The 25,800-nt window shown below is 64.6% G+C and carries 28 protein-coding genes and 1 pseudogene; 22 read left to right on the top strand and 7 right to left on the bottom strand.

The genetic code is table 11. The features are described from left to right. From BW39_RS30245 to BW39_RS09275, 4 genes and pseudogenes are all read left to right on the top strand, one after another. On the top strand, positions 1-648 hold a 648-nt coding region (locus BW39_RS30245), incomplete at its 5' end, for an RHS repeat-associated core domain-containing protein (RefSeq protein ID WP_161786983.1). Between the two features lie 377 nt (positions 649-1,025). Beyond that, positions 1,026-1,300, top strand: a pseudogene (locus tag BW39_RS30945) (RHS repeat-associated core domain-containing protein); the annotation flags it as partial. Between the two features lie 188 nt (positions 1,301-1,488). After that, the gene (locus tag BW39_RS30940; protein ID WP_152547211.1) at positions 1,489-2,118 is read left to right on the top strand and encodes a hypothetical protein; all 630 of its coding nucleotides are present in this window, start codon (positions 1,489-1,491) and stop codon (positions 2,116-2,118) included. 335 nt (positions 2,119-2,453) lie between these two features. Further along, complete coding sequence (locus BW39_RS09275) at positions 2,454-2,855, top strand: hypothetical protein (RefSeq protein WP_043821277.1); 402 nt, start codon at positions 2,454-2,456, stop codon at positions 2,853-2,855. A 19-nt stretch (positions 2,856-2,874) separates the two neighbouring features. Here BW39_RS09275 and BW39_RS09270 read toward each other — a convergent pair whose 3' ends face one another. Together BW39_RS09270 and BW39_RS09265 are read right to left on the bottom strand one after the other, a co-directional pair. After that, positions 2,875-3,621, bottom strand: coding sequence for a hypothetical protein (locus tag BW39_RS09270; protein ID WP_043821275.1), 747 nt, complete (start codon positions 3,619-3,621; stop codon positions 2,875-2,877). After that, positions 3,618-3,872 carry a DUF7661 family protein gene (locus BW39_RS09265; RefSeq protein ID WP_017407498.1) on the bottom strand — a complete coding sequence of 85 codons (255 nt, stop codon included), beginning with the start codon at positions 3,870-3,872 and terminating at the stop codon, positions 3,618-3,620. The genes BW39_RS09270 and BW39_RS09265 overlap by 4 nt, the downstream gene beginning before the upstream one ends. Positions 3,873-4,059: 187 nt before the next feature. Between BW39_RS09265 and BW39_RS09260 the strand changes: the two genes are divergently transcribed. Genes BW39_RS09260 through BW39_RS09230 form a run of 7 tightly spaced genes read left to right on the top strand, consistent with a single transcriptional unit; the run spans position 4,060 to position 11,836 of the window. Next, positions 4,060-6,408, top strand: coding sequence for a bifunctional salicylyl-CoA 5-hydroxylase/oxidoreductase (locus tag BW39_RS09260; RefSeq protein WP_043821273.1), 2,349 nt, complete (start codon positions 4,060-4,062; stop codon positions 6,406-6,408). Beyond that, positions 6,405-7,208 carry an SDR family NAD(P)-dependent oxidoreductase gene (locus tag BW39_RS09255; RefSeq protein WP_043821271.1) on the top strand — a complete coding sequence of 268 codons (804 nt, stop codon included), beginning with the start codon at positions 6,405-6,407 and terminating at the stop codon, positions 7,206-7,208. The genes BW39_RS09260 and BW39_RS09255 overlap by 4 nt, the downstream gene beginning before the upstream one ends. A 45-nt stretch (positions 7,209-7,253) precedes the next feature. Beyond that, positions 7,254-8,111: an enoyl-CoA hydratase family protein gene (locus BW39_RS09250; protein ID WP_012206272.1), complete on the top strand. Its 858-nt coding sequence runs from the start codon at positions 7,254-7,256 to the stop codon at positions 8,109-8,111. Positions 8,112-8,113: 2 nt separating this feature from the next. Beyond that, positions 8,114-9,283, top strand: a complete 1,170-nt coding sequence (locus tag BW39_RS09245; protein WP_013801799.1) for an acyl-CoA dehydrogenase family protein — start codon at positions 8,114-8,116, stop codon at positions 9,281-9,283. Between the two features lie 41 nt (positions 9,284-9,324). Further along, entirely contained in the window at positions 9,325-10,965 is a 1,641-nt protein-coding gene (locus BW39_RS09240; RefSeq protein ID WP_043821269.1) for an AMP-binding protein, read from the top strand. A gap of 9 nt (positions 10,966-10,974) precedes the next feature. Beyond that, the gene (locus BW39_RS09235) at positions 10,975-11,427 is read left to right on the top strand and encodes an acyl-CoA thioesterase (RefSeq protein ID WP_043821267.1); all 453 of its coding nucleotides are present in this window, start codon (positions 10,975-10,977) and stop codon (positions 11,425-11,427) included. Positions 11,428-11,431: 4 nt separating this feature from the next. Continuing rightward, complete coding sequence (locus BW39_RS09230) at positions 11,432-11,836, top strand: RidA family protein (protein WP_012206268.1); 405 nt, start codon at positions 11,432-11,434, stop codon at positions 11,834-11,836. A gap of 87 nt (positions 11,837-11,923) precedes the next feature. On the opposite strand, the gene BW39_RS09225 is transcribed toward BW39_RS09230, so the two are convergent. Continuing rightward, positions 11,924-12,202 (bottom strand): H-NS histone family protein, encoded by a 279-nt coding sequence (locus BW39_RS09225; protein WP_012206267.1) that lies wholly within the window; start codon positions 12,200-12,202, stop codon positions 11,924-11,926. 241 nt (positions 12,203-12,443) lie between these two features. Then, entirely contained in the window at positions 12,444-12,836 is a 393-nt protein-coding gene (locus BW39_RS30935; RefSeq protein ID WP_152547210.1) for a hypothetical protein, read from the bottom strand. Positions 12,837-12,970: 134 nt separating this feature from the next. On the opposite strand from BW39_RS30935, the gene BW39_RS09220 reads away from it, so the two are divergent. The 6 genes from BW39_RS09220 to BW39_RS09195 all read left to right on the top strand — a co-directional run bounded on the left by BW39_RS09220 (position 12,971) and on the right by BW39_RS09195 (position 20,043). Beyond that, positions 12,971-13,585, top strand: coding sequence for a TetR/AcrR family transcriptional regulator (locus tag BW39_RS09220; protein WP_012206266.1), 615 nt, complete (start codon positions 12,971-12,973; stop codon positions 13,583-13,585). A gap of 134 nt (positions 13,586-13,719) precedes the next feature. Beyond that, entirely contained in the window at positions 13,720-14,109 is a 390-nt protein-coding gene (locus BW39_RS09215) for a DUF2946 family protein (protein ID WP_043821265.1), read from the top strand. Between the two features lie 117 nt (positions 14,110-14,226). After that, positions 14,227-16,434 carry a TonB-dependent siderophore receptor gene (locus tag BW39_RS09210; protein WP_043821283.1) on the top strand — a complete coding sequence of 736 codons (2,208 nt, stop codon included), beginning with the start codon at positions 14,227-14,229 and terminating at the stop codon, positions 16,432-16,434. Positions 16,435-16,442: 8 nt separating this feature from the next. Next, positions 16,443-17,258 carry an ABC transporter ATP-binding protein gene (locus BW39_RS09205; RefSeq protein WP_043821264.1) on the top strand — a complete coding sequence of 272 codons (816 nt, stop codon included), beginning with the start codon at positions 16,443-16,445 and terminating at the stop codon, positions 17,256-17,258. Further along, entirely contained in the window at positions 17,255-18,682 is a 1,428-nt protein-coding gene (locus tag BW39_RS09200) for an ABC transporter permease (RefSeq protein ID WP_043821262.1), read from the top strand. Before BW39_RS09205 ends, BW39_RS09200 begins: the two co-directional genes overlap by 4 nt. Continuing rightward, positions 18,679-20,043 carry a DUF3526 domain-containing protein gene (locus tag BW39_RS09195; RefSeq protein WP_043821260.1) on the top strand — a complete coding sequence of 455 codons (1,365 nt, stop codon included), beginning with the start codon at positions 18,679-18,681 and terminating at the stop codon, positions 20,041-20,043. The genes BW39_RS09200 and BW39_RS09195 overlap by 4 nt, the downstream gene beginning before the upstream one ends. 114 nt (positions 20,044-20,157) lie before the next feature. Here the strand turns inward: BW39_RS09195 and BW39_RS09190 are convergent, their stop codons facing one another. Next, positions 20,158-20,583, bottom strand: a complete 426-nt coding sequence (locus BW39_RS09190) for a Fur family transcriptional regulator (RefSeq protein WP_012206260.1) — start codon at positions 20,581-20,583, stop codon at positions 20,158-20,160. A gap of 433 nt (positions 20,584-21,016) precedes the next feature. Here BW39_RS09190 and BW39_RS31940 point away from each other — a divergent pair, with 433 nt between their 5' ends. From BW39_RS31940 to BW39_RS31930, 3 genes are read left to right on the top strand one after another with little or no spacing between them, the layout of a single operon-like run. Then, positions 21,017-21,241, top strand: a complete 225-nt coding sequence (locus BW39_RS31940) for a hypothetical protein (RefSeq protein ID WP_235264184.1) — start codon at positions 21,017-21,019, stop codon at positions 21,239-21,241. A gap of 23 nt (positions 21,242-21,264) precedes the next feature. Then, positions 21,265-21,537, top strand: coding sequence for a phage late control D family protein (locus tag BW39_RS31935; RefSeq protein ID WP_043821259.1), 273 nt, complete (start codon positions 21,265-21,267; stop codon positions 21,535-21,537). Then, positions 21,538-21,681: a hypothetical protein gene (locus BW39_RS31930; protein ID WP_235264183.1), complete on the top strand. Its 144-nt coding sequence runs from the start codon at positions 21,538-21,540 to the stop codon at positions 21,679-21,681. It begins immediately after the preceding gene. A 124-nt stretch (positions 21,682-21,805) separates the two neighbouring features. Here BW39_RS31930 and BW39_RS09180 read toward each other — a convergent pair whose 3' ends face one another. Together BW39_RS09180 and BW39_RS09175 are read right to left on the bottom strand one after the other, a co-directional pair. After that, positions 21,806-22,582 (bottom strand): SDR family oxidoreductase, encoded by a 777-nt coding sequence (locus BW39_RS09180; RefSeq protein ID WP_043821257.1) that lies wholly within the window; start codon positions 22,580-22,582, stop codon positions 21,806-21,808. A gap of 150 nt (positions 22,583-22,732) precedes the next feature. Continuing rightward, positions 22,733-23,620 (bottom strand): LysR family transcriptional regulator, encoded by an 888-nt coding sequence (locus tag BW39_RS09175; protein WP_043821256.1) that lies wholly within the window; start codon positions 23,618-23,620, stop codon positions 22,733-22,735. 122 nt (positions 23,621-23,742) lie between these two features. Here BW39_RS09175 and BW39_RS09170 point away from each other — a divergent pair, with 122 nt between their 5' ends. Together BW39_RS09170 and BW39_RS09165 are read left to right on the top strand one after the other, a co-directional pair. Beyond that, entirely contained in the window at positions 23,743-24,606 is an 864-nt protein-coding gene (locus BW39_RS09170) for an amidohydrolase family protein (RefSeq protein ID WP_043821255.1), read from the top strand. Further along, on the top strand, positions 24,603-25,622 hold the full coding sequence (locus tag BW39_RS09165; RefSeq protein WP_043821253.1) for a tripartite tricarboxylate transporter substrate binding protein: 1,020 nt from the start codon (positions 24,603-24,605) through the stop codon (positions 25,620-25,622). Before BW39_RS09170 ends, BW39_RS09165 begins: the two co-directional genes overlap by 4 nt. The last annotated feature ends 178 nt before the right edge of the window (positions 25,623-25,800 follow it).

Here is a 25,800-nt window from a genome sequence, read left to right as displayed (position 1 = left end):
CACCATGACAGGGAGACGGGGCTGTATTACAACCGGCATCGGTATTACGATCCGGTGGTGGGGAGTTATATCAATCAGGATCCGATTGGTTTGAGAGGTGGTTGGAATATATCTCTATACACAACAAATCCCTCAAGAAATATAGATCCTCTGGGCTTGGAGGCCCATGAAAATCCATTTAAAAATACTTACAATCAAAAAGATGGATATTATCATAAATATATGATGGTGACCGATTTATGTAAGAAAGAATCTTGCCTTACTTGTACAAAGGAAAATGCCTGGGAAGCACTAAAAAAGAATCCAGCGCCAGGGTGGGATAACTCAAAATCAGTGTCAAATGGAGATGAAACCAATATAAATTTCGCCAACATGAATGGAGGGACGGTTTCTCACATGGTGTACGACACTGATATGACATTATATAATGTAACTAAATCCGACCATATTTTCAGCAATGGCTATGTTCAGCGTTCAATTGTAGAAAACAAAGGAATGATTCAAGTGAAATCAGTTGGAGAGGGGATCACAACTGAAGGGTCCTGGAATCAAATGCCCAGATCAATTAGAGCCACCTTGAATATGAAGCTCTACAATATGGGCTTCGAACAGCTGGATTCGAAAATAAAGGCAGAAGTATGCAAATAATGAGGTTTCTAATACTTTTAGGGCTACTTTCCCTAGCCTCATGCACTTACACAACAAAATCAGCTGTTGATGTGAGAAAATTAAGAATAGAAGAACATACAAGCCGTGAACTAATCGAATTGTTGCAAATTTTTTCTGAGAAAAATAAATTAAAAATCGAATGTTCCAACAGCAAGTTTCCAGAGGAGCGAGAGTTATTGATTTGCAGTCTAAAAAATAACGATGATTCATTAATCAGCGTTGTCAAGAGAATAGAGAATAGAGAGTTCAATTTTAATCTATATAAATCAGATGAATTAAGTCGAAAGTTATTTCGTGATTTATTAGAGCTATTTGCCAATGAAAAATCCTCTATGGAGACACAGAGCAATTAAATCTTAACGATTCAGAGAGGAAAGACGATCTGCGCCATGGAATTGGACCCCTGGGGAAATGTGCGCAGGAGTACAACCCGCGGGGCATCCACCAGGCGATCCGGCTGCCGGGGCAGCACCATGACAGGGAAATGGGGCTGTATTACAACCGGCATCGGTATTGCGATCCGGTGGTGGAAAGTTATGTGGATCAGGATCCGATTGGATGGAATGGAGGCACTAATCACTATGACTACTCAGCAGATCCGCTCTCGTGGATAGATTCACTGGGGTTGCGAGGACAAGAAGGTGTTGGTGCCGCTGCAAATGCAGCTAATAAAGCAAGGAAATCTGCAAATTTTGGGAAAGATATGGCAGATGCATAGCAAGAGATGGAAAAGCCAATCAGAAAAAAGCTGATTTATATAAATGTATTGCTGTGCTAACGCCTACCACTTGTCCTAAATCCGCTCAAGATCTTAAGGTAATGAATAGTCAAGCGGAGGAATCCGAAAAAGAAGCTATTAAAGCTATGCGTGAAGCATATAAAAGTGGCATGAATGCAACCGGAGCGCTAACCGGCGAAGCGCCGAAAAATCAATCCATAAATAAATCTGACGCGATGATTGATTTTCACTCTGAAAAAATCAAGAAAATACTTCATGCAGCAATTTTATTTCTCTCGACAATGTTTTTTATCTCTGGATGTATTCAGTTGATTGAATTTAAATCGAAAAATAATAATATTCACGAACATTCTATTGTTAATATCAATAATTATAAAATTTATATTCCAGATTTTTGCAAATTAAGTTACTTAAATTATGATGACGACCTGGGGTTTGCAACAATGTTATGCAAATCAGAAGTTGATAATGAATTAAATGCGTTAAGCCTTCTTGACTTAAGAAGAAATAAAGAAAAAGAATCCATTGTTACAAAAACCATGACACAGAAAAGGAATATAAATTCTCATGAATGTGGTATTATTCTCTACCCTAAATTATCTTGCTATTTGATGGAGATGGGTGTATTGATAAGTTCTGATAATATTTTCGTTTTGGAGGAATTTACTAAATATCAATATGAGGCTGGAAATTCGCAGCGGCAAGATTAAATTAAAATAAGTTGCTCAACGATGAGAATCCTCGGAAATTTAGAAGATATCAAATACACCTGCGCCAGACCCATGGACTGCGGCCTGTCGCTCAGTGCCTAGGCCATTCTGGGTGAACAGGGCCGGGCCCCCGCCATATATGAGACCAGCACAGCACCTGTTGCCAGCACGCGCATCACCACCAGAGGTCAAAGAGCATCTGAGATTCCAGGGCCAGTAATTTGATGCGAAGGCGGGTCAGCACCCGATGCAGTGCTTTGCCACGGAATATGAACCCCTGCCAGGCCCGTCCCCCAAACCTGCCGGACAATCCATGGAAACCAAGGCACCGTTCCATGACAACTTTGATCCCCCTTCCCGAACCCGAATTGAGAGCCTTCGCCGCAGCGGCGGCCGAGCAGCAGCGATGCACGGACTGCGCTGTGCTGTGGAGGCCGGGCTGGGAGTCCTTGTCGGGGGCGGACAAGACTTCGCATCTGCAGCAGGTTGGGGCGCTTGGCACGCCGGAGACACGAGAATTGCTTGATGAATATCACCCAGAGGGCACGAACCAGTGGTCGCCGGATGCTCCCATCGCCCTGGGCTGGCACCCGTACAACCGCTGCACGCTTTGGCGCTGCCACCATTGCAACGCCGCCTTTCTGCGCTACACGGAATACGGCGGCTACTACCAGGACGATCGCATCCGGCCGCTGCTGGCGCATCTGATCGTCACGCCCGAGCAGGGCCGCGTCTGAGCGGCGCTGCTCGGCCGGCTCAGGTCCAGTCGAACGTGAACAGCACCGTACGGCTTTCCGGCTCGTAGAACAGCAGGATGCTGTCCGCGCCCGTGGCGCACCAGTTGTAGCCGGCCACGTTGGCCACGTGGAAGAAGGGCTTGCCGTCGCGGGTGATGCGGATGCCGTCGTCTTCCAGTTCATCGCCCATGCCGGCGTTTTCCGCTTCGTCCAGCTGAAAGGCCGGGGGAATGGGCGGGTGGCCGGTCCAGTTGCCGTACCAGATTCCGCCGCCCAGGCTGTCCAGGTAGTCGTGTTCCATGGGCTCGCCGTTGCCGTAGCGCGAGTAGCTGGCCAGGCGGCCGTGTTCGGCGTAGTAGGCACTGGCCTTGGCGTGGCTGGCCAGCATTTCGTCGGTGTGCTCGCAGGCGAAGGCGTCCTTGGTGAACTGGCCGCCATGCTGCGGCGCGCGCTGGAAGAAGCCTTCGTTGCCCAGGAAGCGGTAGCGGTTGTCGGGCGTCAGCTCCAGCGCAAACCAGTTGGGGGCGGTGAAGGCGTTGTGGTGGGCTTCGGTCTCATCGCCGATGCAGCCCTCGAAGGGCTCGACGGGGCACAGCATGTGGACCACGGTGCCGGCCAGTTCGGGCCGCACCAGGCCCAGGTCGATGGAGATCAGCGGCAGCAGGTGCTCGGCCAGCCAGGGCTGGTCGGCCACGAAGATGTCGGCGGCATCGGGGAAGGGGGTGAGGCCCGGCCTCAGTTCGCGGACTTCGGTTGGCTGGGTCAAGAGGAACTCCTGGGTGAGGGGATGGTGGTGCCGGGGGTGATCTCGAAGATGTCCTGGTCCGATGCGGCTGCGCTCTCGTGGTAGATGTCGTAGAGGTACTGCGCCAGTTCGGCGTGGGTGACATCGCAGGGAATGGCCAGCAGGGCGGGGGCGCGCTTGCCGTCGGCGCCGACGTTGAAGCAGCGCCACTGGGCCTGCGCGCGTTCGATGGCGATGATGCGGCCGAAGACATTGAACCGGTATTTTTCCAACGGAGATCCTCCTGGCGATCCGGCATCGTAGCGGCTGTCGAGGGGCTCATGCGTGTTCTCCCTAGGTTCGTGCCGGCGTTTCGTCTATATATTTCAAACCTAAACTATTCAGGCTTAAAGTTCTTGGGCCTGGATTCTGAACCTGGGGCGTCCTGTGCCGTCGCCCTGCGAGAAAAGGGTTTGCGGTATGAAGATCGTCTGTATCGGTGGAGGTCCCGCCGGCCTGTACTTCGGCCTGCTGATGAAGCTGCAGGACCCCGCCAACGAGGTCACGGTGGTGGAGCGCAACCGGCCCTACGACACCTTTGGCTGGGGCGTGGTGTTCTCGGACGCCACCATGGACAACCTGCGCGAGGCCGATCCCGTGTCGGCCCGCACCATTGGTGACGCCTTCAACCACTGGGACGATATCGACATCCACTTCAAGGGCCGCAGCCTGCGCAGCAGCGGCCATGGCTTCATCGGCATAGGCCGCAAGAAGCTGCTCAACATCCTGCAGGCGCGCTGCGAGGACGTGGGCGTGAAGCTGGTGTTCGAGAACTTCGTGCAGGACGACCAGGCGATTGCGCGCGAGTACGACGCCGACCTGGTCATCGCCTCGGACGGCATCAACAGCCAGGTGCGCACGCGCTATGCCGATACCTTTCGGCCCGATATCGACCAGCGCCGCTGCCGCTTCGTGTGGCTGGGCACGACCAAGGTGTTCGATGCCTTCACCTTCGCCTTCGTGCAGACCGAGCACGGCTGGTTCCAGGCCCATGCCTACCGCTACGAAGACGGCATGTCCACCTTCATCGTGGAGACGCCCGAGGAGACCTGGCAGGCCGCCGGCATAGAGCAGATGAGCCAGGAAGAGGGCATTGCCTATTGCGAAAAGCTGTTCGCCCCCTGGCTGGACGGCCATGCCCTGGTCAGCAATGCCACGCACCTGCGCGGCTCGGCCATCTGGATCCGCTTTCCGCGCGTGATCTGCAATACCTGGGTGCACTGGAACGCGCTGGACACGCCGCGCGGCCCGCGCAGCGTGCCCGTGGTGCTGATGGGCGATGCGGCGCACACGGCGCATTTCTCGATTGGCTCGGGCACCAAGCTGGCGCTGGAGGATGCGATCGAGCTGGCGCGCAGCCTGCGGTCTGCGGGGGGCATCGAGGCCGGCCTGCGCCACTACGAGGAGGTGCGCAGCGTGGAGGTGCTCAAGATCCAGAACGCGGCGCGCAATTCCACGGAATGGTTCGAGAACGTGGAGCGCTATGCGGGCCTGGAGCCGGAGCAGTTCGCCTATTCGCTGCTGACGCGCTCGCAGCGCATCTCGCACGAGAACCTGCGCCTGCGCGATGCCGCCTGGCTGCAGGGCTTCGAGCGCTGGATTGCCGAGCATGCGGGCGAGACCGTACCCGAAGGCCGCCGCCCGCCCATGCCCATGCTCACGCCCTACCAGGCGCGCGGCCTGCGGCTGAAGAACCGCATCGTGGTCTCGCCCATGGCCATGTATTCCTGCACCGACGGCGTGCCGGGCGACTTCCACCTGGTGCACCTGGGCGCGCGCGCCATGGGCGGCGCGGGCCTGGTGATGGTGGAGATGACCTGCACCTCGCCCGACGCCCGCATCACGCCCGGCTGCCCCGGGCTGTGGAACGACGAGCAGGCGCAGGCCTTTGGGCGCATTGTCGATTTCGTGCACGCGCAGGGCGGTGCACACATTGGCGTGCAGCTGGGGCATGCGGGGCGCAAGGGATCAACCCAGCTGGGCTGGCAAAAGATCGACCATCCGCTGGAGCAGGGCAACTGGCCGCTGCTGTCGGCATCGGCCCTGCCCTATATCGAGGGACTCTCGCAAGTGCCCGCCGCCATGACCCGCGCCGACATGGATCGCGTGCGCGAGGACTTCGTGGCCGCCACGCGGCGCGCCGCGGCAGCGGGCTTTGACTGGCTGGAGCTGCACTGCGCCCACGGCTACCTGCTGTCCAGCTTCATCTCGCCGCTGACCAACCGGCGCGATGACGAATATGGCGGCAGCCTGGACAACCGCCTGCGCTTTCCGCTGGAGGTGTTCGAGGCGGTGCGCGCAGCCTGGCCGCAGGACCGGCCCATGTCGGTGCGCATCTCGGCCCATGACTGGGTGGAGGGCGGCATCACGCCCGACGATGCGGTGGAGATCGCGCGCCGCTTCAAGGCGGCGGGCGCCGACATGATCGACTGCTCCTCGGGCCAGGTCAGCCCCGACCAGAAGCCGGTGTACGGCCGCATGTACCAGACGCCGTTTGCCGACCGTGTCCGCAACGAGGCCGGCATACCGACCATTGCGGTGGGCGCCATCTTCGAGGCCGACCATGCCAACGCCATCATCGCTTCGGGCCGGGCCGACCTGTGCGCGCTGGCGCGTCCGCACCTGGCCGATGCCGCCTGGACGCTGCGCGAGGCTGCGAGACTCGGTGCGCAGGATGTGGATTGGCCGAACCAGTACCAGCCCGGCAAGCGCCAGTTGGAAACCAACTTCGAACGCGCCGCCGCCATGGCGCAGTTGGACCTCAAATGACTCCAAGTTCACAAACCCTGGAAGGGCGCCATTCCCTGGTGACAGGCGGGGCGCGCGGCATAGGCCTGGCCTGCGCGCGGGCGCTGCTGGCGCGCGGCGCGCGGGTCACGCTGCTGGGACGCGATGGTGCGGCGCTGGAGGCTGCCGTGCGCGAGCTGGACGGCACGGCACAGGCAGCACAGATGGTGCAGTCCGTGCAGGCGGATATTGCCGACGAGGCCTCGGTGCGCCAGGCCTTCGCGCAGGCCGAGGCGGCCTTCGGCCCCGTGCAGGTGCTGGTCAACAACGCGGGCCAGGCCAGCAGCCAGAAGTTCGAGCGCACCGACGCCGCACTGTGGCAGGCGATGCTGGCCGTCAACCTCACAGGCACCTTCCACTGCATGCAGGCCGCGCTGCCGGGCATGCTGGCTGCGCGCTGGGGCCGCATCATCAATGTGGCCAGCACGGCAGGGCTGATCGGCTATGCCTATGTCAGCGCCTATTGCGCGGCCAAGCATGGCGTGATCGGCCTCACGCGCTCGCTGGCGCTGGAGACCGCAGGCAAGGGCGTGACGGTGAATGCCGTCTGCCCCGGCTACACCGAGACCGACATCGTGCGCGGCGCCGTGGCCAACATCGTGGACAAGACCGGCATGACGGCGGATGAGGCCCGCGCCAGGCTGGCCGAACGCAACCCGCAGGGCCGCCTGGTCCAGCCCGAGGAAGTGGCCGAGACCGTGGCCTGGCTGGCCCTGCCGGCATCGGCCTCGGTCAACGGCCAGTCCATTGCCGTCGACGGCGGCGAGGTGATGACCGGCTGAACCCGGTCCACTCCCCCCGTTTTCTGAATTCTTGATGGAGACACCATGAGCACCCAGCCCGAAGAACACAGCATGAAGCACCACAAGCGGCCCCTGGCCGGCTACGAGGCCAGGACCTTTGTGTGGCAGGTATCGGCCGACGGCAAGATCGGCACCATCACCCTGAACCGGCCCGAGCGCAAGAACCCGCTGACCTTCGGCTCCTACGCCGAGCTGCGCGACCTGTTCCGCGCCCTGGTCTATGCCACCGACATCAAGGCCGTGGTGGTCACGGGTGCGGGCGGCAATTTCTGCTCGGGCGGCGATGTGCACGAGATCATCGGCCCGCTCACCAAGATGAGCATGCCCGAGCTGCTGGACTTCACGCGCATGACGGGCGACCTGATCAAGGCCATGCGCGCCTGCCCGCAGCCCATCGTGGCGGCCGTGGACGGCATCTGCGCGGGCGCGGGCGCGATGGTCGCGCTGGCGGCCGACATGCGCCTGGGCACGCCGGCCGCGCGCACGGCGTTTCTCTTCACCCGCGTGGGCCTGGCCGGCGCCGATATGGGCGCCTGCACGCTGCTGCCGCGCATGATCGGCCAGGGCCGCGCCTCCGAGCTGCTGTACACGGGCCGCGCCATGACGGCCGAGGAGGGCGCGGCCTGGGGCTTCTTCAATGCCCTGCATGGCGCCGAACAGATCGGCGAAGCCGCCCATGCGCTGGCCGCCCAGCTGGCCGCAGGCCCCACCTTTGCCCATGGCGTGACCAAGAAGCTGCTGCACCAGGAATGGAACATGGGCGTGGACGAGGCCATCGAGGCCGAAGCCGAGGCCCAGGCCATCTGCATGCAGACGCGCGACTTCCACCGCGCCTACGAGGCCTTCGTGGCCAAGCAAAAGCCTGTCTTTGAAGGAAACTGAAAATGCGTGATTCCTCCTGGCTGGACTGGCCCTTCTTCGACGACGCCCACCGCACGCTGGCGCATGAGGCCGATGCCTGGTGCGCCCAATCCCTGGGCGATGTGGACCACCACGATGCCGATGCGGCCTGCCGCCAACTGGTGAAGGCCCTGGGCCAGGCCGGCTGGCTGCGCTATGCCGTGCCGTCCGGCCCCGGCGGCGCCTGGGGCGGGGCCTTGCCCGAGGTGGACTCGCGCGCGGTCTGTATCCTGCGCGAGACCCTGGCCCGCCATGAAGGCCTGGCCGACTTCGCCTTTGCCATGCAGGGCCTGGGCAGCGGTGCGATATCGCTCATGGGGTCGGATGCGCTGCGCCAGCGCTACCTGCCGCGCGTGGCGCGCGGCGAGGCCATTGCGGCCTTTGCGCTGTCCGAGCCCGATGCCGGCTCCGACGTGGCCGCCATGGCCTGCGAGGCGCGGCTCGAAGGCGACCACTATGTGCTCAATGGCGCCAAGACCTGGATCTCCAACGGCGGCATTGCCGACTTCTACTGCGTGTTCGCCCGCACGGGCGAGGCGCCTGGGGCGCGCGGCATCAGCGCCTTCGTGGTCGATGCGGACACGCCGGGCTTTTCGATCGGCGAGCGCATCGAGCTGATCGCGCCGCACCCGCTGGCCACCATCCGTTTCGACAACTGCCGCATACCCGTGTCACAGCGCCTGGGCGAGCCCGGGCAGGGCTTCAAGCTGGCCATGATGACGCTGGACATCTTCCGCGCCTCGGTGGCCGCCGCCGCACTGGGCTTTGCGCGCCGCGCGCTGGACGAAGGCCTGGCACGCGCCAAGTCGCGCCGCATGTTCGGCCAGACCCTGGGCGACCTGCAGCTGACCCAGGCGGCGCTGGGCGACATGGACACTGCCATCGACGCATCGGCCCTGCTGACCTACCGCGCCGCCTGGATGCGCGATGTGAAGAAGACGCGCACCACGCGCGAGGCGGCCATGGCCAAGATGACGGCCACTGAATCGGCCCAGGCCGTGATCGACCGCGCGCTGCAGATGTTCGGCGGGGCGGGCGTTGTCTCGGGCATGCCGGTGGAGACGCTGTACCGCGAGATCCGCGCGCTGCGCATCTACGAGGGCGCGACCGAGGTGCAGAAACTCATCATCGCGCGCGAGCTGCTCAAGGCCTGAGCGGCAGGCTGCCCATTCAACGCAAAGCCAGGGAACATCGCATGCAAGCCTCCGCCCACATCGATACTTTCGCCCGGGACAACCTGCCGCCGCCCGACCAATGGCCCGAGTTCCTGCTCGACGGGCCGGACGTGGCCTATCCCGAACGCCTGAACTGCGCGGCCGAACTGGTCGATGCCATGGTGGCGCGCGGCCAGGGCGGCCGCGTGGCCCTGCGCTGGAGGCAGGGCGCGGACCAGGCCGCCATGACCTATGCCGAACTGCAGGCGCTGACCAACCGCATCGCCCATGTGCTGGTGGAAGACCTGCAGCTGGTGCCCGGCAACCGGCTGCTGCTGCGCGGCCCCAACAACGCCATGATGGCCGCGTCCTGGCTGGCCGCCATCAAGGCCGGGCTGGTGACGGTGCCCACCATGCCGCTGCTGCGTGCCAAGGAGCTGCAGCAGATCATCGCCAAGGCCCAGGTGCAGGCCGTGCTGTGCGATGTGCGCCTCAAGGACGAGGTGCAGCTGTGCCTGCAGCCCGGCCATGAACACCATTGCCCGGACCTTTCGCGCGTGCTGTATTTCAACGACGGCGCAGCCGACGCGCTGGACGCCCTGGCCGCAGCCAAGCCCGACACCTTCGCCTGCTGCGATACGGCGGCAGACGATGTCTGCCTGATCGCCTTCACCAGCGGCACCACGGGCGCGCCCAAGGGCTGCATGCATTTCCACCGCGACGTGCTGGCCATGTGCGACCTGTTCCCGCGCCATGTGATCCGGCCGGGCCCGGACGACATCTTCTGCGGCACGCCGCCGCTGGCCTTCACCTTTGGCCTGGGCGGGCTGCTGTGCTTTCCGCTGCGCGTGGGCGCCAGCACCGTGCTGGCCGAAAAGCTCACGCCCGAGGGCCTGCTGCAGCTGGTGCAGGATTTCCGCGCCACCATCGTCTTCACCGCGCCCACCTTCTACCGGCAGATGGCGGCGCAGGCAGCGCGCTTCGATCTTTCGTCGCTCAGGAAAAGCGTGTCGGCGGGCGAGGCCCTGCCGGACGCCACGCGCCAGCTGTGGAAGCAGGCCACGGGCATCGAGATGATCGACGGCATCGGCGGCACCGAGCTCATCCACGTCTTCGTGTCCAGCCCGCCCGAGGAGGTGCGCGCGGGCGCCATCGGCAAGGTCGTGCCCGGCTATGTGGCCCAGGTGGTGGACGACGACATGCAGCCCGTGCCCGACGGCACGCCCGGCCGCCTGGCCATCAAGGGGCCGACCGGCTGCCGGTATCTTGCCGACGAGCGTCAGAAGCGCTTTGTGCAAAACGGCTGGAACCTGCCCGGCGACACCTTTGTGCGCGACGCCGACGGCTATCTGTTCTATCAGGCGCGCAATGACGACATGATCATCTCGGCCGGCTACAACATCGCCGGCCCCGAGGTGGAGGATGCGCTGCTGCGCCACGAGGCCGTGGCCGAATGCGGCGTGATCGGCGCGGCAGACGACGAGCGCGGCCAGGTGGTCAAGGCCTTTGTGGTGCTCAAGCCCGGCTTTGCGGCCGGCGACGACATGGCCGCCACGCTGCAGGCCTTCGTCAAGGCCAGCATTGCGCCCTACAAGTACCCGCGCGCCATTGTCTTCGTGCCGGCCCTGCCGCGCACCGAGACCGGCAAGCTGCAGCGATTCGTGCTGCGCAAGATGCCGTGAGCGCGCGCCATGGCCTCCGCCTTCGTCAGCCAGGTGCAGGTGCTGTTTCGCCATTGCGATCCGGCCGGCATCGTCTTTTACCCGCGCTATTTCGAGATGGTCAACGACCTGGTCGAGGAATGGTTCGACAGGGGAATGGGCCTGCCATTCCACACCCTGCATGTACAGCGCCAGGTGGGCACGCCCACGGTGTCGGTGCAATGCGATTTCACGGCGCCCAGCCGCTGGCACGACACGCTGCGCCAGGTATTGGAGGTGCGCCGCATCGGCGGGGCATCGTTCCAGTTCGATGTGCGTTTCGAGGGGCCGGATGGCCAACGCCGGCTGTCTGCGCGCATGACCATCGTCACCATGGATTTGCGCAGCATGAAGGCCACGCCACTGCCGGCCGATCTGCGCGAGCGCCTGCAGGCCTATCTGGTGCCGCAGGACGATTTTATGGATTCAACGAGAACAGGATGAAGCAATGAAGACTCTGCAACCCCCGGACTGGCTGGCGCCCCGAGGCTATGCCAATGGCATCCTGACCGAGATGACGGTCGGCTCCCGGCTGGTGTTCGTCGGCGGCCAGATTGGCTGGAACGGCCAGCAGCAATTCGAGTCGGACGACTTTGCGGAACAGGTGCGGCAGGCGCTGGCCAATATCGTCGCCATCCTCGCCGAAGGCGGCGCCAGGCCCGAGCACATCGTGCGCATGACCTGGTATGTGACCGACAAGCAGGAATACGTGGCTGCCTATCCGGCCATTGGAAAGCACTACCGCGAACTGATCGGGCGGCATTTCCCGGCCATGACGGCGGTGGAGGTGGCGGATCTGGTGGAAGACCGGGCCAAGGTGGAGATCGAGGTCACGGCGGTGGTGCCGGCCTGATGTCCCTCCGTGCGCCATCCGCGCGCCAACCGGGCAATGCCCGCGCATGTGTGCCGCCCAGCGGGCGGGCACATGCGCGGCAGGGACTCACTTGATTTCGAACAGGGTGCGGTCCTTGCCCAGGATCCAGTTCGGCGGCTTGCCGCGGCCGGTCCAGGTCTTGCCGGACTCGGGGTCCTGGTATTTGGCGGGAGCGCTCTTTTTGCCATCGGGCTTCCAGGGGAAGACCTGTTGTGCCGTGAAGCCGAACTCACGGACCAGCTCCTGCACCGATGCCAGGGCCGCTTTGGACTCCAGCTTGCGGGCGTCGTCGATTTGCTGGTCGAGCAATTTTTTCTGGGCAATCAGCTCTTGGTATGTAGTCATCTTGATGGAAGAATTTCTAAGTGCGGCTATTTGTGTGAAAACTGCGCAGCAAGAGCCTGGACCCAGGACTCTTTGCAGAATGGTCAATTCTGGTGCATGTGCAGTGGGGATGAAGAACTCACCGTAAGTACAAATACTGATGATGTTGGCGCTCTATGGAGGGTAGGGCGCTTCTTCTCATGCCCGGGCATATTCCAAGGCGATCCGCATTATATCCAGGGCAATCTGGATAACCGGCACTTTACAAAAGCTGTTGTGCCGTTGTTACATTTGCAGAGCACTGTGGTTGGCGCTTCCTCCTCTGGAGACGACGTGCTGTCATGACTTTTTCAGGGGAGTGCGCAGCGTTGGCCGCGAAAGTTCCGCCTTGGGTATGGAAAACAATCAACATTTGCATTTTATCAATCAAATCATAAAAGCGATTTATAAAATATATTACATGTGATTTGATCGAATTATTCAATGCATTGATTGATGCCTGTGGTTTCATTTGAATAATCGATTTGCAGGATAGGTTTTTTTTATTGTCAAAGACCGATTTTTCGAATGGTGAATGGCGGCACCTTCTGTCGATACAGGACAAGCGCATCGGCTTCCCGATTGCCGGAGCCATTGCAGCCTGCAGTTGTTTCAAGGGTGATTCTTGAAACGGATTTCGCGGCCCGGCCATGCGGCAGTCGGCGGGCGGCAGGCACCGAACGCTTGATTGGCGCGCTACCAACAGCCTGTTAGGATCGCCGCACTACAACGATCCACCACCTGGCAGACATGGCAAGAAGGCAGACCAGCGCCCACGACGGCAACGAGACCCGCGAGACCCTTCTCAAGCTGGCCGCCCGTACCTTCGGTGAGCAGGGCTACTCTGCCACCACCATGCGCAACATTGCCGAGCAGTCCGGGATCGAGGCCGCCAGCATCTACTACCACTTCGCCTCCAAGGAGGAACTGGTGGACGAGGTCATGGAGCAGGGCGGCAACCGCATCATCAGCCAACAGCAGGAGCGCCTTGCCGCGCTGGGCGCCGACGCCACGGCCGAGCAGCGCTTTCGCGCAGCCGTGCTGGGCCAGATGGCGGGGCTGGTAAAGCATGGCGACTTCGCCCTGGCCCACGGCCGGCTGCTGGGCCAGTTGCCCGACAAGGTGCGCGAGCGCCAGATCAAGCGCCGCGAGCGCCACCAGAAATTCTGGAGCGGCCTGCTGGAAGACCTGCGTGCCGAAGGCCGCCTGCGGGCCGACGCCGACATCCACCTGGCGCGCATCATGATCCTGGGCAGCATCAACTCCATACAGTCCTGGTTCAACCCCCGCAAGGGCTCGCTGGAGAAGGTGGCGGACCAGATCTGCGACATGTTCTTCCGGGGCGTGGGACCGGCAGATAAATAGGCGCAAGGCTGAAAATCGCCAATCGGCCTGTCACATGCCGGTGGCATATTCCCGCGCTGCTGTCCCGGCCCTATGCAGAAAATGGCGGCGGGTTGTTAATGATATTTAACTGTCAATAGTAAGATCGCCGTCTTATGCGTCTGCTTGTTTTGCGCCTGCTATTGCTGGCCGTGTTCTTCAACACGGCCATTGGCATGCCCCTGCACGGCGCAACGCATATCCGGCAGGCGGTGGCCGGGCCTGCACAGGCTTTTGTAGGCCTCAACGGCTGCGAAGATGATGCGCTGACCGGCCAGGCCGGCCAACGCGGCCAGGCTGGCGAAAAGGCTGAAGTCGTCGAAGCCGCCGAAGCCGTCTGCGCATGGTGCATGGGCCATGCACCGCATGCGGCGGCCTGGCTGCCGCACTTCGGCCTGCCGCTGGCCGTGGCCGCGCCGCCCGAGAGGGTGCCGCCGCGCACCGTGGGCGGCGCCATTCCCTCGCAGAACCGCTGGGCCTTTGCATCGCGCGACCCGCCGCGCTGAACCCGCAAGCACTTTTCTCCTTCTCTGCCGCCAGCGCCCATTGGTGCTGGCGGCATGTCCGTGTTTGCGCGCGCCGGCTGTGGATGCCGGCGGCATGCGCCTGTGCCCGTTTTCAACATGACTGCCTTCTTCTTCTTCCCCGCGAAGCCGCTTCCCCGCTTTCGCCCGCTGCCGCTTGCCCTGAGCGCTGCCGCCTTCCTGTCCATGCCCGCGCTGGCCCAAGGCCAGGATCCGTCCTCCGGCCCTGGCCCCGGCCCCGCCGCGGCCGCTTCCCCGCAGGAGCAGGCGCTACTGCCTGCCGTGGAAGTCGTGGGCCGAACGGCCTCGGGCGCCTATCACACCGACGAGGCGGCAGGCGCCAAGACCGACCTGCCGCTGCGCGAGCTGCCGCAGTCGGTGCGCGTGATCACGCGCCAGGCCATGGACGACCTGGGCGCCACCAAGCTTGACGACGTGCTGGACTACGTGGGCGGCGTCTCGCGCCAGAACAACTTTGGCGGGCTGTGGGACAACATCGTCATCCGCGGCCTGCCCGGCGACCAGAACGTGGGCATGGCCACCCTGTTCAACGGTTTTTCCTCGGGGCGCGGCTTCAATGCGCCACGTGACCTGGCCGGCGTGGAGCGCATCGAGTTCCTCAAGGGCACGGCTGCTGCGCTCTACGGCAGCAGCGAGCCGGGCGGCACGCTGAACGTGGTCTCCAAGCGCCCGCTGTGGACGCCTTCGCATTCCGTGGAAGCCTATGCAGGCAGCTACGGCCTGCGGCGTGGCGCGCTGGACACCACGGGACCGGTGGGCGAGAACTTTGCCTACCGGCTCAACATCGCCGTGGAGGACCGCGACAGCTTCCGCGATTTCGTGGGCGCCAGCCGCCAGGTGATCGCACCGGCCTTCACCTGGAAGCTGGGGCGCGATACGGTGCTGGAATACTCGGGCGAGCTGCTGCGCCACAAGACGCCGCTGGACCGCGGCGTGGTGGCCGTGGGCGACCGGCTGGGCGCCATCTCGCGCAGCCGCTTCCTGGGCGAGCCGGGCGACGGCGATGTGACGGTGGAAAACCGCACCCACCAGTTCATCCTCTCGCATGAGTGGAACGCGCAGTGGCGCAGCCGCCTGGGCCTGTCCTATCGCGAAACCTCGATCAACGGCTTTTCCACCGAACCCCACGCGCTGCTGGCCAATGGCGACCTCACGCGCCAGCGGCGCTTTCGCGACTACCAGTCCGACGATATCGCCGTGCAGGCCGAGCTGCAGGGCACGGTGAAAACGGGCGCCGTCGAACACGAGCTGCTGCTGGGCCTGGAGAGCTTTCGCTTCGAGATGGACACGCTGATGCTGCGCGCCAACCCGACGGCGGCCAATCCCTACGCCATCAACATCTACAACCCCATCTACGGCGGCGCGCGCCCCGTGCCCACGGCCAATACCGACACCTTCGAGCGGCAGCGCAACACGGCGTTCTACCTGCAGGACGCCATCAAGCTCTCGCCCCAATGGCGCGTGGTGGCCGGCCTGCGCATGGACCGCTACGACCAGTTGCTGCACAACCGCCGCACGGGGGCGACCACGCAGCAGGACCCGACCTCGACCTCGCCGCGCCTGGGCCTGAGCTGGCTGCCGGTGCCGCAATGGACCTTCTATGCCAACGCGGGCCGCTCGTTCCGGCCCAACGTGGGCATCGATGTGGCCGGTGCGGGCTTCAGCCCCGAATCCGGCCGTTCCATGGAGCTGGGCGCCAAGTGGGAAAGCGCCGACCAGCGCATGGGTGCCACGGCTGCGCTGTTCGACATCCGCAAGCGCAATGTGCTGACGGCCGACCCGGGCAACGCCGGCTACTCGGTCTCGGCCGGCGAGATCCGCAGCCGGGGCCTGGAATTCGACTTCGCCGGCCAGGTCACGCAGCGCTGGCGCCTGAACGCCAGCCTGGTGCTCAACGATGTGGAGATCTCGCGCGACAACACGCTGGAGGTGGGCGGGCGCCTGCTCAACGTGCCCAAGGTCAACGGCAGCGTGCTGGCCGTCTATGAAAACGCCTTCTCCAACGGCCAGCGCTACGGCATCGGCGGCGGCGTCACCCACATGGGCAAGCGCCTGGGCCAGGCCCGCACGCAGGCCGAGGCCGATGCCGGCAAGGCCGCCTTCGAGCTGCCCAGCTACACCACGGCCAAGCTGGTTGCCTACTGGCGCATCAGCCCCACGCTGCGCCTGACGCTGGACGTGGACAACCTCTTCGACAAGACCTACTACACCAGCTCGTACAGCCGGCTGTGGGTGACGCCGGGCACGGCCCGCACCGTCACCGTAGGCCTTCAAGCAAAGTTCTGAGCCCCGCCATGCATCCATCCCTTCCTGTTTCTTCCAACCCCACTTCTGCCTCCACGCCCGTGCTCCAAGCGCTGGGCGCCGTGGTGGACTACGGCGAGCGCACCATCCTCCAGGGCCTGGACCTGGCGGTGCATGCGGGCGAGATCTATGCGCTGCTGGGCGCCAACGGCGCGGGCAAGACCACCACGCTGAGCCTGCTGCTGGGCTTTGTGCGGCCGCGCAGCGGACAGGTACGCGTTCAGGGCGTGGACCCGGTGACGGCGCCTGCGCAGGCGCGTGCCCTGATCGCCTATATCCCCGAGAACGTGGCGCTGTACGAGCACCTGAGTGCGCGCGAGAACGTGGCCTACCTGCTGGAGCTGGCGGGCCAGCCGGCCGCGGCCGGTGCCATCGGCGAGGCGCTGTCTGCCGCAGGGCTGGACGCCGCTGCGCACGACCGGCGCGTCTCCGGCTTTTCCAAGGGCATGCGCCAGAAAGTGGCGATTGCGCTGGCGCTGGCGCGCAGGGTGCCGGCGCTGCTGCTGGACGAACCCACCTCGGGCCTGGACCCGCAGGCCACGGCCGAGTTCAGCCGACTGCTCATGCAGTTGCGCGGCCAGGGCGTGGCCATTCTCATGGTCACGCACGACCTGCTGGGGGCCGCCGACGTGGCCGACCGCATGGGCTTCATCGCAGGCGGGCGCCTGGTCGAGGAAGTGGCGGCCAGCGGCGAGGAGCGCTTCGATGTGCGCGCACTGCACCGCCACTATGCAGGGGTGGGCACGGACACGCACACGGGCACGGACACGCACATTGAAGCCGACACGCAGGGAGCGGCGGCATGAGCGCGGCCTGGACCATTGCGCGCGAGGAATGGCGCCTGCTGCTGCGCGACCGCGTGGCCGTGCTGGGGATGGCGCTGTGGCTGCTGCTCAGCGCCGCTGCCGCCTTCACCGCCTGGGACCAGCGCAGCGCGGCCCAGGCCCAGCGCGAGCGCCACCAGTCCCAGGTGGACAGCGAGTTCGAAGCCCAGCCCGACCGCCATCCGCACCGCATGGTGCATTACGGCCACTTCGTGTTCCGCCCGCTCAATCCGCTGGCGGCCTTTGATGCGGGCATCGACGCCTACACCGGCCACACGCTGTTTCTGGAGGGCCACCGCCAGAACAGCGCCAACTTCGGTGATGTGCGCCAGTCCTCGCTGCTGCTGCGGTTCGGCCAGCTCACGCCGGCCTTTGTGCTGCAGGTGCTGGCGCCGCTGCTGCTGATCTTCATGGGCCATGCCTGCATTGCACGCGAGCGCGAGGCCGGCACCCTGCGCGTGCTGCTGGCCCAGGGCGTGGGCACGCGGCAGTTCGTGGCTGGCAAGCTGCTGGCGCTGGCGGGCGTGGCGGCCCTGGTGCTGCTGCCGGCCCTGCTGGCCCTGGCCTGGATGGCCGTGGCCACGCCGGCGCCCATCAGCCTGGTGGCCACGCTGGCGGCAGGCCATGTGCTGTGGCTGATGCTCTGGGCGGTGGGCATCGTCGCTGTCTCGGCCGTCATGCGGCGCGGGCGCGATGCCTTGCTGGCCCTGCTGGCGGCCTGGGCCGTCGCCGTGGTGCTGCTGCCCCGTCTGGTGCCGGAGCTGGTGGGATCTGCCCTGGCGCTACCCACGCGCTTCGAGACCGACATCGCCACCGCGCGCGAGCTGGCGGCGCTGGGCGACAGCCACAATCCCGACGATCCCTATTTCGCCGCTTTCCGCGCCAGGGTGCTGGCGCAGTACGGTGTCTCGCGCGTCGAGGACCTGCCCGTCAACTACAAGGGCCTGGTCGGCATGGAAGGCGAGCGGCTGACGAGTGAACTCTTCAGGCGCCATGCCGAGGCCAGCTTCGATCTGCAGGCCGAGCAGTTGCGCCGGGCTGACGCATTTGCCCTGATCAGCCCCGTGATCGCGCTGCGCCGCCTGTCCATGGCCGTGGCCGGGACCGACCTGCAAGGCTACCGGCGCTTTCTGGAGCAGGCCGAGCAGCATCGCTACCGCATGGTGCAGGCCCTCAACCGCCTGCAGGTGGACAAGCTCAGCTATGCGGGCGACCGATCGAGCCGCGACAACCGCATCGGCCACGAGCACTGGCGCGGCGTCTCCGATTTCCACCACGAGCCCGATCCACCGCTGGCGGCCCTGCGCCGCGCGGCGCCTGCCGCCTATGTGCTGCTGGCATGGCTGGCTGTATTGACGGTGGCCTTGCTGCTGGCCACGCAACGGCTGGGGAGGGTGGCGCGATGAGCTGGCTCCTGCATGAATGGCGTCTTCTGACGCGCTCGCGCCTGGCGCTGTGCGCCCTGGCCTTGCTGTTGCTGCTGTCCACGCTGGCCGTGCTGTCGGGCCTGCGCGAGATCGCTTCGCAACGCCTGACCCTGGACCGCCTTGCGCAACTGCAGCAGCAGGACATGGCGGCCCAGGCAAGCCGGCATGCCCAGTCCGGCGACGCAGGCTCGGTGGCCTATTACGGCTTTCACGCCACCTGGGATGCGCCATCGTCCACGGCCTTTCTGGCCCTGGGCCTGCGCGATGCCGCGCCCTATGTGCTGCGCGTGCGCGCGCTGGCGCTGCAGGCACAGCTGCATGAAGGCGAAAGCTTCAACCCGGAGCTGGCGCTGGCGGGCCGCTTCGACTTCGCCTTTGTGCTGGTCTACCTGGTGCCGCTGTTCCTGATCGCGCTGCTCTACGACCTGATCTCGGGCGAGCGCGAATCGGGCCGCCTGGGCATGCTGCAGGCCATGCCTGGCACCGGGCGGCGGCTGTGGCTGCGCCGCGCGGGACTGCGTTCCGTGCTGGTGCTGGTCTGCGTGGCGCTGCCTGCCCTGGCAGGCGCACTGGCCGGCGGGGCAGCGGCGGGTGCCCTTGCCACGGTGCTGCTGTCCGCCACGGCCTATGTGGTTTTCTGGAGCGGCCTGTGCCTGGTGGTTGCCGCGCTGGGCGGCAGCTCGGTCGCCAATGCCATGGCCCTCATGGGCTGCTGGGCCGTGCTGACCCTGGTGCTGCCCACGCTGGCCAATGCCGCACTCTCGCGCGCCATCCCCGTGAGCCAGGGCGTGGAGCTGATGCTGGCTCAGCGCCAGACCGTGCATGGCGCCTGGGACCTGCCGCGCGAGCAGACCATGGAGCGCTTTTTCCGCAACCACCCCGAATGGCGCGACACCGCGCCGCTGCCGGCAGGCTTTCACTGGAAGTGGTACTACGCCTTCCAGCAGCTCGGCGACGAAAGTGTCGCATCCCAGTTCGCCGCCTACCGCGCCGGCCTGCAGGCACGCCAGGCCTGGACCGGGCGCCTGGGCTGGCTGCTGCCCGGCGTGGGCGTGCAGGCTGCGCTGCACCGCCAGGCTGGCACCGACCTGCTGGCGCAACTGGCCTATCAGGACGACATCGCCGCCTTTCACGCACGCCTGCGCGCCTTCCTCTATCCCTACCTGTTTGAGGACCGCACATTCGGTGCGCAGGATTTTGCAGCCCAGCCCGTCTTCACGGCCAGCCCGCGGCCTGCGCGGCAGGCCTGGGGGCAGACGGCAATGCTGTGGTTGGTGGCTGCGCTGGCCTTGCTGGCCGGCGGTGTTGCCGCAGGCCGCGTGCGGCCGGGCAGGCGCTGAGGCAAAGGGCGGGTGAAAAAGGAAACAGCCATGGTTCAGGCGGGGCCTGCACCATGGCTGTCATCTTCTTGGATCCGTGGGCCCGAGGCGGAGCCTGAGGCGGGCGGCTCCCTGTTATTGCACGTTCTGGTGGCAGTCGCTGCAGACGCCGTACAGCGTCATCTCATGGCGCTCCACCACAAAGCCTTCGGGGGCGATGCGCTGCATGTCGCCCGGACAGCCGGGCACGTTGAACACGCGGTTGCAGCTCATGCAGCGGAAATGGTGGTGGTGGGCGCGGCCGCTGAGTTCGTAGCGCGTGGCCTCGCCGGGCAGGTCCACGGCCTGCACTTCGCCCGCTTCCATCAGCTGCTTGATGTTGCGGTACACCGTGGCCAGCCCGATGGCTGGCACCTCGCGCTGCGCTGCGCCGAGGATCTCGGCCGGCAGCAAGGGGCGTCCAGCCTCTTCCATGACCGTGCGTATCGAGCTGCGTTGACGGGTCGAGCGTTCCATAGGCCTGAACAAGCGCTCCACGATGGGCTGAGTGTGTCTAGTCATGGTGGTTCCGTTATTTACTATAACAATCTCGACGCGATTAATCAGTGCTCACGAGCGCTCACAGCTGAAATTTACACTGTGTTTACCTGCGGGTCCCACAAGCATGGAGATGCAGTGTGTGCAATGGATCTCTGCCCCAAGGGGAAGAAATTCCATTTGACAGACACCAGACGCTCCATTCCTGCCAGTTTTCGCGAGTATATGTGGTGAGCATTCGATGGACCTTATGCGCTGGTTAAATGTCATAGCCGTCAACAATGCTGTAATGGGATGTAATTGATCTATTGATTGAAGAGTGCTTGAAATGAGAGTGTGTGGGGTGCTTACCGTCAGGGCTGCAGGAGGTGGTGCTGGCCCAAGGTTAGATGCAATTACTTACATGGACAGTGTATTGCCAATGCGGGTAGATTGCCTCAATGCGCTTCGTTTGTCCATGATCCGTTCCCTTGAAAGGGGAAAGGACGCCGCCCCGGAACTGGCGCCCAGGGTGGTTTGCGCAATGACATTCCGAGTCGCGATCCACAGGCGATTGGGCCATGAAGTGCATTTTTGCGAATTGCGCGGCCGGAAAAAAATCAGCCAGCCTTTCAGCCTCGATTGGGAAATGCTCAGCGAAAGCATCTTCGCCAAGGCCCTATTGGGTAAAGCACCACCCTAGAAATACAAATCCAGGGCGGCGCAATGCGCTACATCGACGGCATCGTCACCCGTTTGGGTATGCAGGGTCAGGTCCACCGCGGCTACGCCTGCAAGGCCCGCCTGAGCCCCTGGCTGTGGCTGGCCACGCGCAAGAGCGACTTTCGCATCTTCCAGAACCAGACCGTGCCCGTCATCATCGAGCAGGTATTGGGCGTCTATGGCCATCCGCTGCGAAAGAAACTCACGCGCGGCTATCGCAGCGGGGACTGCTGCGCTCAATACAACGAAAGCGATTGCGACCTTGTCCCGCGATGAATGCAGCACCAAGGCCTCTACTTCTTCTTCGAGCATGCCTCGCACGGCGCATTGCCTGGGGATGAATCCATTCCTTCCTATCCTCCTGAAAAGGCCGGCGCAGGCGATCCGCAAAACATCCACGCCCGGCAGCTGGAGCAGTAAATCAAGCCGGACCGCCATTGCAGCGACGGCCCTGAAGTTGCACGGGCAGGCATGGCCAGGACGGGGACAGATGCGGTCCAGGCGCTGCGGCCCCTGGCCTGGGCATGCCGGCCAGGGATCTCGTTCAAGTCCGGTTGATGGACACGCCACCATCGACCACCATGGCCGTCCCCGTGATGAAGCTGGATGCGTCCGACGCCAGAAACAGCGCCGCCGCCGCGATTTCTGCAGGCGTGGCGAGGCGCTTGAGCGCGTGCAGGTTTTCGACGAAGGCGCGCGCCTCGGGCGTGGGGGTGCTGGCGCGGCCCATGGGAGTGTCGGTGCCCCCGGGCAGCAGGGCGTTGGCGCGCAGGCCGCGGGGGCCGTATTCGGCGGCGATGACCTGGGTGAGGCCGACGAGGCCGGCCTTGCTGGCGGCATAGGCGCCCATGCCGGGCAGGCCCGCCGTATGGCCCACGAAGGTGGACGTGAAGATCAGCGAGCCGCCACCGCGTGCCAGCAGGGCCGGTATCTGGTGCTTGGCGCCCAGAAAGGCACTGGTGAGGTTGGTGGCGATGGCGTCCTGCCAGGCCTGCAGCGAGAGATCGGGGAGGGCGCAGGGATCGCCGGTCATGCCTGCATTGTTGAAGGCGATGTCCAGGCCGCCAAAGCGCTCCGTGGCGGTCTCGACCAGGGCCTGTGCCAGCGGCTCGTCCCGCACGTCGCCGGCCAGCGCGATGGCCTGGCCGCCGTCCTGCTCTATCTCCGCCACCAGGGCCTGCAGTTGCGCCTGGCGGCGGGCCGTGAGGACCAGCCTGGCGCCGTGGCGGGCAAACAGCCTGGCGGCTTCGCGGCCTATGCCTGAGCTGGCGCCCGTGATGAGGGCGACTTTTCCGTGAAGTTGCTGTGGCGATGGCTGCATCTCGCACCTTTTCTTTCCGTGAATAAGGGAAAGCGGTTTGTAGTGCGGCGCAGGCGGACGCGCATCCCGCTTCTTGCACGGGCGCCGGGCCGCGCTCGGTGGTGCCGGGCCGTGCCGGGCTGCACATGGTCGCAGCGGGCTAGGGAGAGCTCAGTCGTCGCCCAGATCCAGGTGCGCGAACAGGTCGGCCAGCGTGGGCGTGGAGCCTGCGGGCCAGATGGCGCTGAGGTCCAGGCTGGGCAGGGCCTGGCCGTCACGCACCTCGCAAAAGCGCACGCCGCGAAAGTCCATGGAGCGTATCCAGCTGGGCAGCAGGGCCACGCCGCAGCCGCCGGCCACGCAAGCCAGCACGGTGAGGGTGCGGTTGGCTTCCTGCGCCACATGGGCCTCGTGCCCGGCCTTGCGCAGCGCGTCGAGGATGCCGGCATGCAGTACGGGCAATTGCGCCTGCGGGTACATCACCAGCCCGGCCTCGGCGATCTGGGCCAGGCTGACCTGGCCGTCCTCGCCGATCTGGAATTCATCGGGCACGGCGGCCACCAGACGCTCGCGCAGCAGCTGGCGCTCGCGCATGCGCCCGCCCACGGCCACGGGCGTGTGCATGAGGCCGATGTCGATGGCGCCGGTCTGCAGGGCCTCGGCCTGCTCGGCATTGCTCATCTCGCGCAGGATGACGCGCACGCCGGGCGCCTGCTGCCGCAACGCGCGCAGGGCGCGGGGCAGGGTGCCGAAAAGCGCCGAGGACACCAGGCCCACGGTCAACTGGCCCGCACTGCCCCTGGCGATCTCGCGCGCGCGGCTGGCGGCGGCATCTATGCGGGCCACGCTGGTGCGCACATCGTCCAGCATGGCCAAGGCGGCCGGCGTGGGCAGGGCGCCCTGGCGCGAGCGCTGGAACAGCTGCACGCCCAGGTCTTTTTCCATGCGGGCCAGGGTCTGGCTCAGGGCCGGCTGTGCAATGCCCAGCCAGTCGGCTGCGCGGCTGACGCTGCCCTGGTCCACCACCGCGAGAAAGTAGCGCAGATGCCGGGTTTCCATATTGATCCGGTATGAATAAATCCATTTTGAAGAATGGAAATATATACCCCCCGTTCCTAGAATCCGGCCCCATGCCCCCAGCGCCGCGCCTTGCGTGGCGCAACCCAAAAGGAGTTCTTCCCGTGTCTGCCGTGCCCCGGTTCGCCATTGCGTCCAGCGTCGATACCCATGCCCATGTCTTCGAGCGTGGCCTGCCCATGCCGGATGCGCGCCGCTATGCGCCCGACGAGGATGCGCTCCTGGGCACCTATCTGCACCACCTGGACACGCACGGCCTGGCCCATGGCGTGCTGGTGCAGCCCAGCTTTCTGGGCACGGACAACAGCTACCTGCTCCAGGCGCTGCGCGCCCAGCCGCAGCGCCTGCGCGGCGTGGCCGTGGTGGATGAGAGCACGGGCGATGAACAACTGCAGGCTATGGCCGATGCCGGCGTGGTGGGCATGCGCCTGAACCTGATCGGCTTGCCTTTGCCCGATCTGAATGCGCCCGGCTGGCGCCGCGTGCTGGAGCAGGCCAACGCCCTGGGCTGGCATGTGGAGCTGCACCTGCAGGCCGGGCGCCTGCCGGACCTGCTGCCCGCCTTGCTAGCGGCCGGCTGCCGCGTGGTGGTTGACCACTTCGGGCGTCCTGACCCGGCCCTGGGCGTGCGCGACCCGGGCTTTGGCTATCTGCTGCAGCAGGCCGGCAGCGGCCGTGTGTGGGTCAAGCTGTCCGCGCCTTACCGCATCTGGCCCGCCGCCGACTGCGCCGCCTCGGGCCGGCAGGCCACCGCGCAATTGCTGCAGGCCTTCACGGCCGGGCGGTTGCTCTGGGGCAGCGACTGGCCGCACACGCAGCACGCCGGCCAGGCCAGCTATCCGGCGGCCGTGCGCTGGCTGCAGGACTGGCTGGACGATGCCGGCCCCCTGCAGGCCGTGCTGGGCCGCACCGCCTTCGAGCTGTTCCGATTCCAAAACGACATGCCAAACCAAGGAGACACACCATGAATTCCCTGTCCAGACGCACCGCCAGCCTGTGGGCAGCCGCAGGCCTGCTTTCGGCCGTTGCCGGCATGGCCGCGCCGGCCGCAGCGGCTGCAGCGGCTGCAGCGGCTACAGCGGCCAACTACCCCGAGCGCCCCGTCACCCTGGTCGTGACCTATCCGCCGGGCGGCACCGTCGATGTGGTGGCGCGCCTGATCGGCCCCAGGCTGTCTGCCGAGCTGGGCCAGCCCGTGGTGATCGAGAACCGGGGCGGGGCAGGCGGCATGATCGGCGGCGCCCAGGTGGCCAAGGCCCAGCCCGACGGCTACACGCTGATGCTCGATGCCTCCAACCACGCGCAGAATCCCGCCATCCACGCGCGCATGCAGTTCGACACGCTCAAGGCCTTCGCGCCGGTCTCGCTGCTGCTGCGCGTGCCCAATGTGCTGGTGGTTGCACCTTCGTCGCCCATCAAGAGCGTGCAGGACCTGATCCAGGCCGGCCGCTCCGAGGGGGGCGGGCATCTGTACTTTGCGTCCGCAGGCCCGGGCTCGGCCCAGCACCTGGCGGGCGAGCTGTTCAACCTGCTGGCCAGGACGCAACTGCACCATGTGGCCTACAAGGGCGGCGGCCCGGCCATGATGGATGTGATGTCGGGCCAGGTGCCGCTGATGTTTGCCAGCATGGGCTCGGCCTGGCAGCACGTGAAGACCGGCAAGCTGCGCGCGGTGGCCGTGGGCGGGCTGGAGCGCTCCAAGGCCGCACCCGAGCTGCCGACCATTGCCGAGTCGGGCGTGCCCGGCTACGAGACCTATGAATGGAACGCCATCTTTGCGCCGGCCGGCACGCCGCCCGCCATCGTGAACCGGCTGTCCACGGTGCTGGCCAAGGTGCTGCGCGAACCCGCCATCGTGGAGCGGCTCGCTGGCATAGGCGCCGAGCCCATAGGCTCCACGCCGGCCGAACTGGAGACATTCCGCCGCGCCGAGATCGCCAAATGGCAGAAGGTGGTGAAGGATTCCCGGCTCAAGCTGGACTGAGCGCGTGCAGGTCAGAAAGCGGACCATTGCGGTCTGCTGTGCACCGCAGGCAGCCCTGGCGCGTTGAACAGGAACGGGCGCTGGCTTGAACGGGTTCTTACACCTTTTCAGGCGCAGCGGCCCACGCGGCCCCGCGCGCTTGGTAGAAACGGGGCCTTTCCTGTTTCACCCACTTCAA

Source organism: Delftia sp. RIT313, from assembly GCF_000632165.1.
GTDB lineage: Bacteria > Pseudomonadota > Gammaproteobacteria > Burkholderiales > Burkholderiaceae_C > Comamonas > Comamonas acidovorans.
This window is presented reverse-complemented; position numbering and strand designations above follow the sequence as displayed.

What these genes read in the sequence shown, in the direction of transcription:
- BW39_RS30940 (WP_152547211.1), top strand. Translation starts at nt 1,489, where the DNA reads ATGAATAGTCAAGCGGAGGAATCCGAAAAAGAAGCTATTAAAGCTATG.
- BW39_RS09275 (WP_043821277.1), top strand. Translation starts at nt 2,454, where the DNA reads ATGACAACTTTGATCCCCCTTCCCGAACCCGAATTGAGAGCCTTCGCC.
- BW39_RS09260 (WP_043821273.1), top strand. Translation starts at nt 4,060, where the DNA reads ATGAAGATCGTCTGTATCGGTGGAGGTCCCGCCGGCCTGTACTTCGGC.
- BW39_RS09255 (WP_043821271.1), top strand. Translation starts at nt 6,405, where the DNA reads ATGACTCCAAGTTCACAAACCCTGGAAGGGCGCCATTCCCTGGTGACA.
- BW39_RS09250 (WP_012206272.1), top strand. Translation starts at nt 7,254, where the DNA reads ATGAGCACCCAGCCCGAAGAACACAGCATGAAGCACCACAAGCGGCCC.
- BW39_RS09245 (WP_013801799.1), top strand. Translation starts at nt 8,114, where the DNA reads ATGCGTGATTCCTCCTGGCTGGACTGGCCCTTCTTCGACGACGCCCAC.
- BW39_RS09240 (WP_043821269.1), top strand. Translation starts at nt 9,325, where the DNA reads ATGCAAGCCTCCGCCCACATCGATACTTTCGCCCGGGACAACCTGCCG.
- BW39_RS09235 (WP_043821267.1), top strand. Translation starts at nt 10,975, where the DNA reads ATGGCCTCCGCCTTCGTCAGCCAGGTGCAGGTGCTGTTTCGCCATTGC.
- BW39_RS09230 (WP_012206268.1), top strand. Translation starts at nt 11,432, where the DNA reads ATGAAGACTCTGCAACCCCCGGACTGGCTGGCGCCCCGAGGCTATGCC.
- BW39_RS09225 (WP_012206267.1), bottom strand. Translation starts at nt 12,202, where the DNA reads ATGACTACATACCAAGAGCTGATTGCCCAGAAAAAATTGCTCGACCAG.
- BW39_RS09220 (WP_012206266.1), top strand. Translation starts at nt 12,971, where the DNA reads ATGGCAAGAAGGCAGACCAGCGCCCACGACGGCAACGAGACCCGCGAG.
- BW39_RS09215 (WP_043821265.1), top strand. Translation starts at nt 13,720, where the DNA reads ATGCGTCTGCTTGTTTTGCGCCTGCTATTGCTGGCCGTGTTCTTCAAC.
- BW39_RS09210 (WP_043821283.1), top strand. Translation starts at nt 14,227, where the DNA reads ATGACTGCCTTCTTCTTCTTCCCCGCGAAGCCGCTTCCCCGCTTTCGC.
- BW39_RS09205 (WP_043821264.1), top strand. Translation starts at nt 16,443, where the DNA reads ATGCATCCATCCCTTCCTGTTTCTTCCAACCCCACTTCTGCCTCCACG.
- BW39_RS09200 (WP_043821262.1), top strand. Translation starts at nt 17,255, where the DNA reads ATGAGCGCGGCCTGGACCATTGCGCGCGAGGAATGGCGCCTGCTGCTG.
- BW39_RS09195 (WP_043821260.1), top strand. Translation starts at nt 18,679, where the DNA reads ATGAGCTGGCTCCTGCATGAATGGCGTCTTCTGACGCGCTCGCGCCTG.
- BW39_RS09190 (WP_012206260.1), bottom strand. Translation starts at nt 20,583, where the DNA reads ATGACTAGACACACTCAGCCCATCGTGGAGCGCTTGTTCAGGCCTATG.
- BW39_RS31940 (WP_235264184.1), top strand. Translation starts at nt 21,017, where the DNA reads ATGATCCGTTCCCTTGAAAGGGGAAAGGACGCCGCCCCGGAACTGGCG.
- BW39_RS31935 (WP_043821259.1), top strand. Translation starts at nt 21,265, where the DNA reads ATGCGCTACATCGACGGCATCGTCACCCGTTTGGGTATGCAGGGTCAG.
- BW39_RS31930 (WP_235264183.1), top strand. Translation starts at nt 21,538, where the DNA reads ATGCAGCACCAAGGCCTCTACTTCTTCTTCGAGCATGCCTCGCACGGC.
- BW39_RS09180 (WP_043821257.1), bottom strand. Translation starts at nt 22,582, where the DNA reads ATGCAGCCATCGCCACAGCAACTTCACGGAAAAGTCGCCCTCATCACG.
- BW39_RS09175 (WP_043821256.1), bottom strand. Translation starts at nt 23,620, where the DNA reads ATGGAAACCCGGCATCTGCGCTACTTTCTCGCGGTGGTGGACCAGGGC.
- BW39_RS09165 (WP_043821253.1), top strand. Translation starts at nt 24,603, where the DNA reads ATGAATTCCCTGTCCAGACGCACCGCCAGCCTGTGGGCAGCCGCAGGC.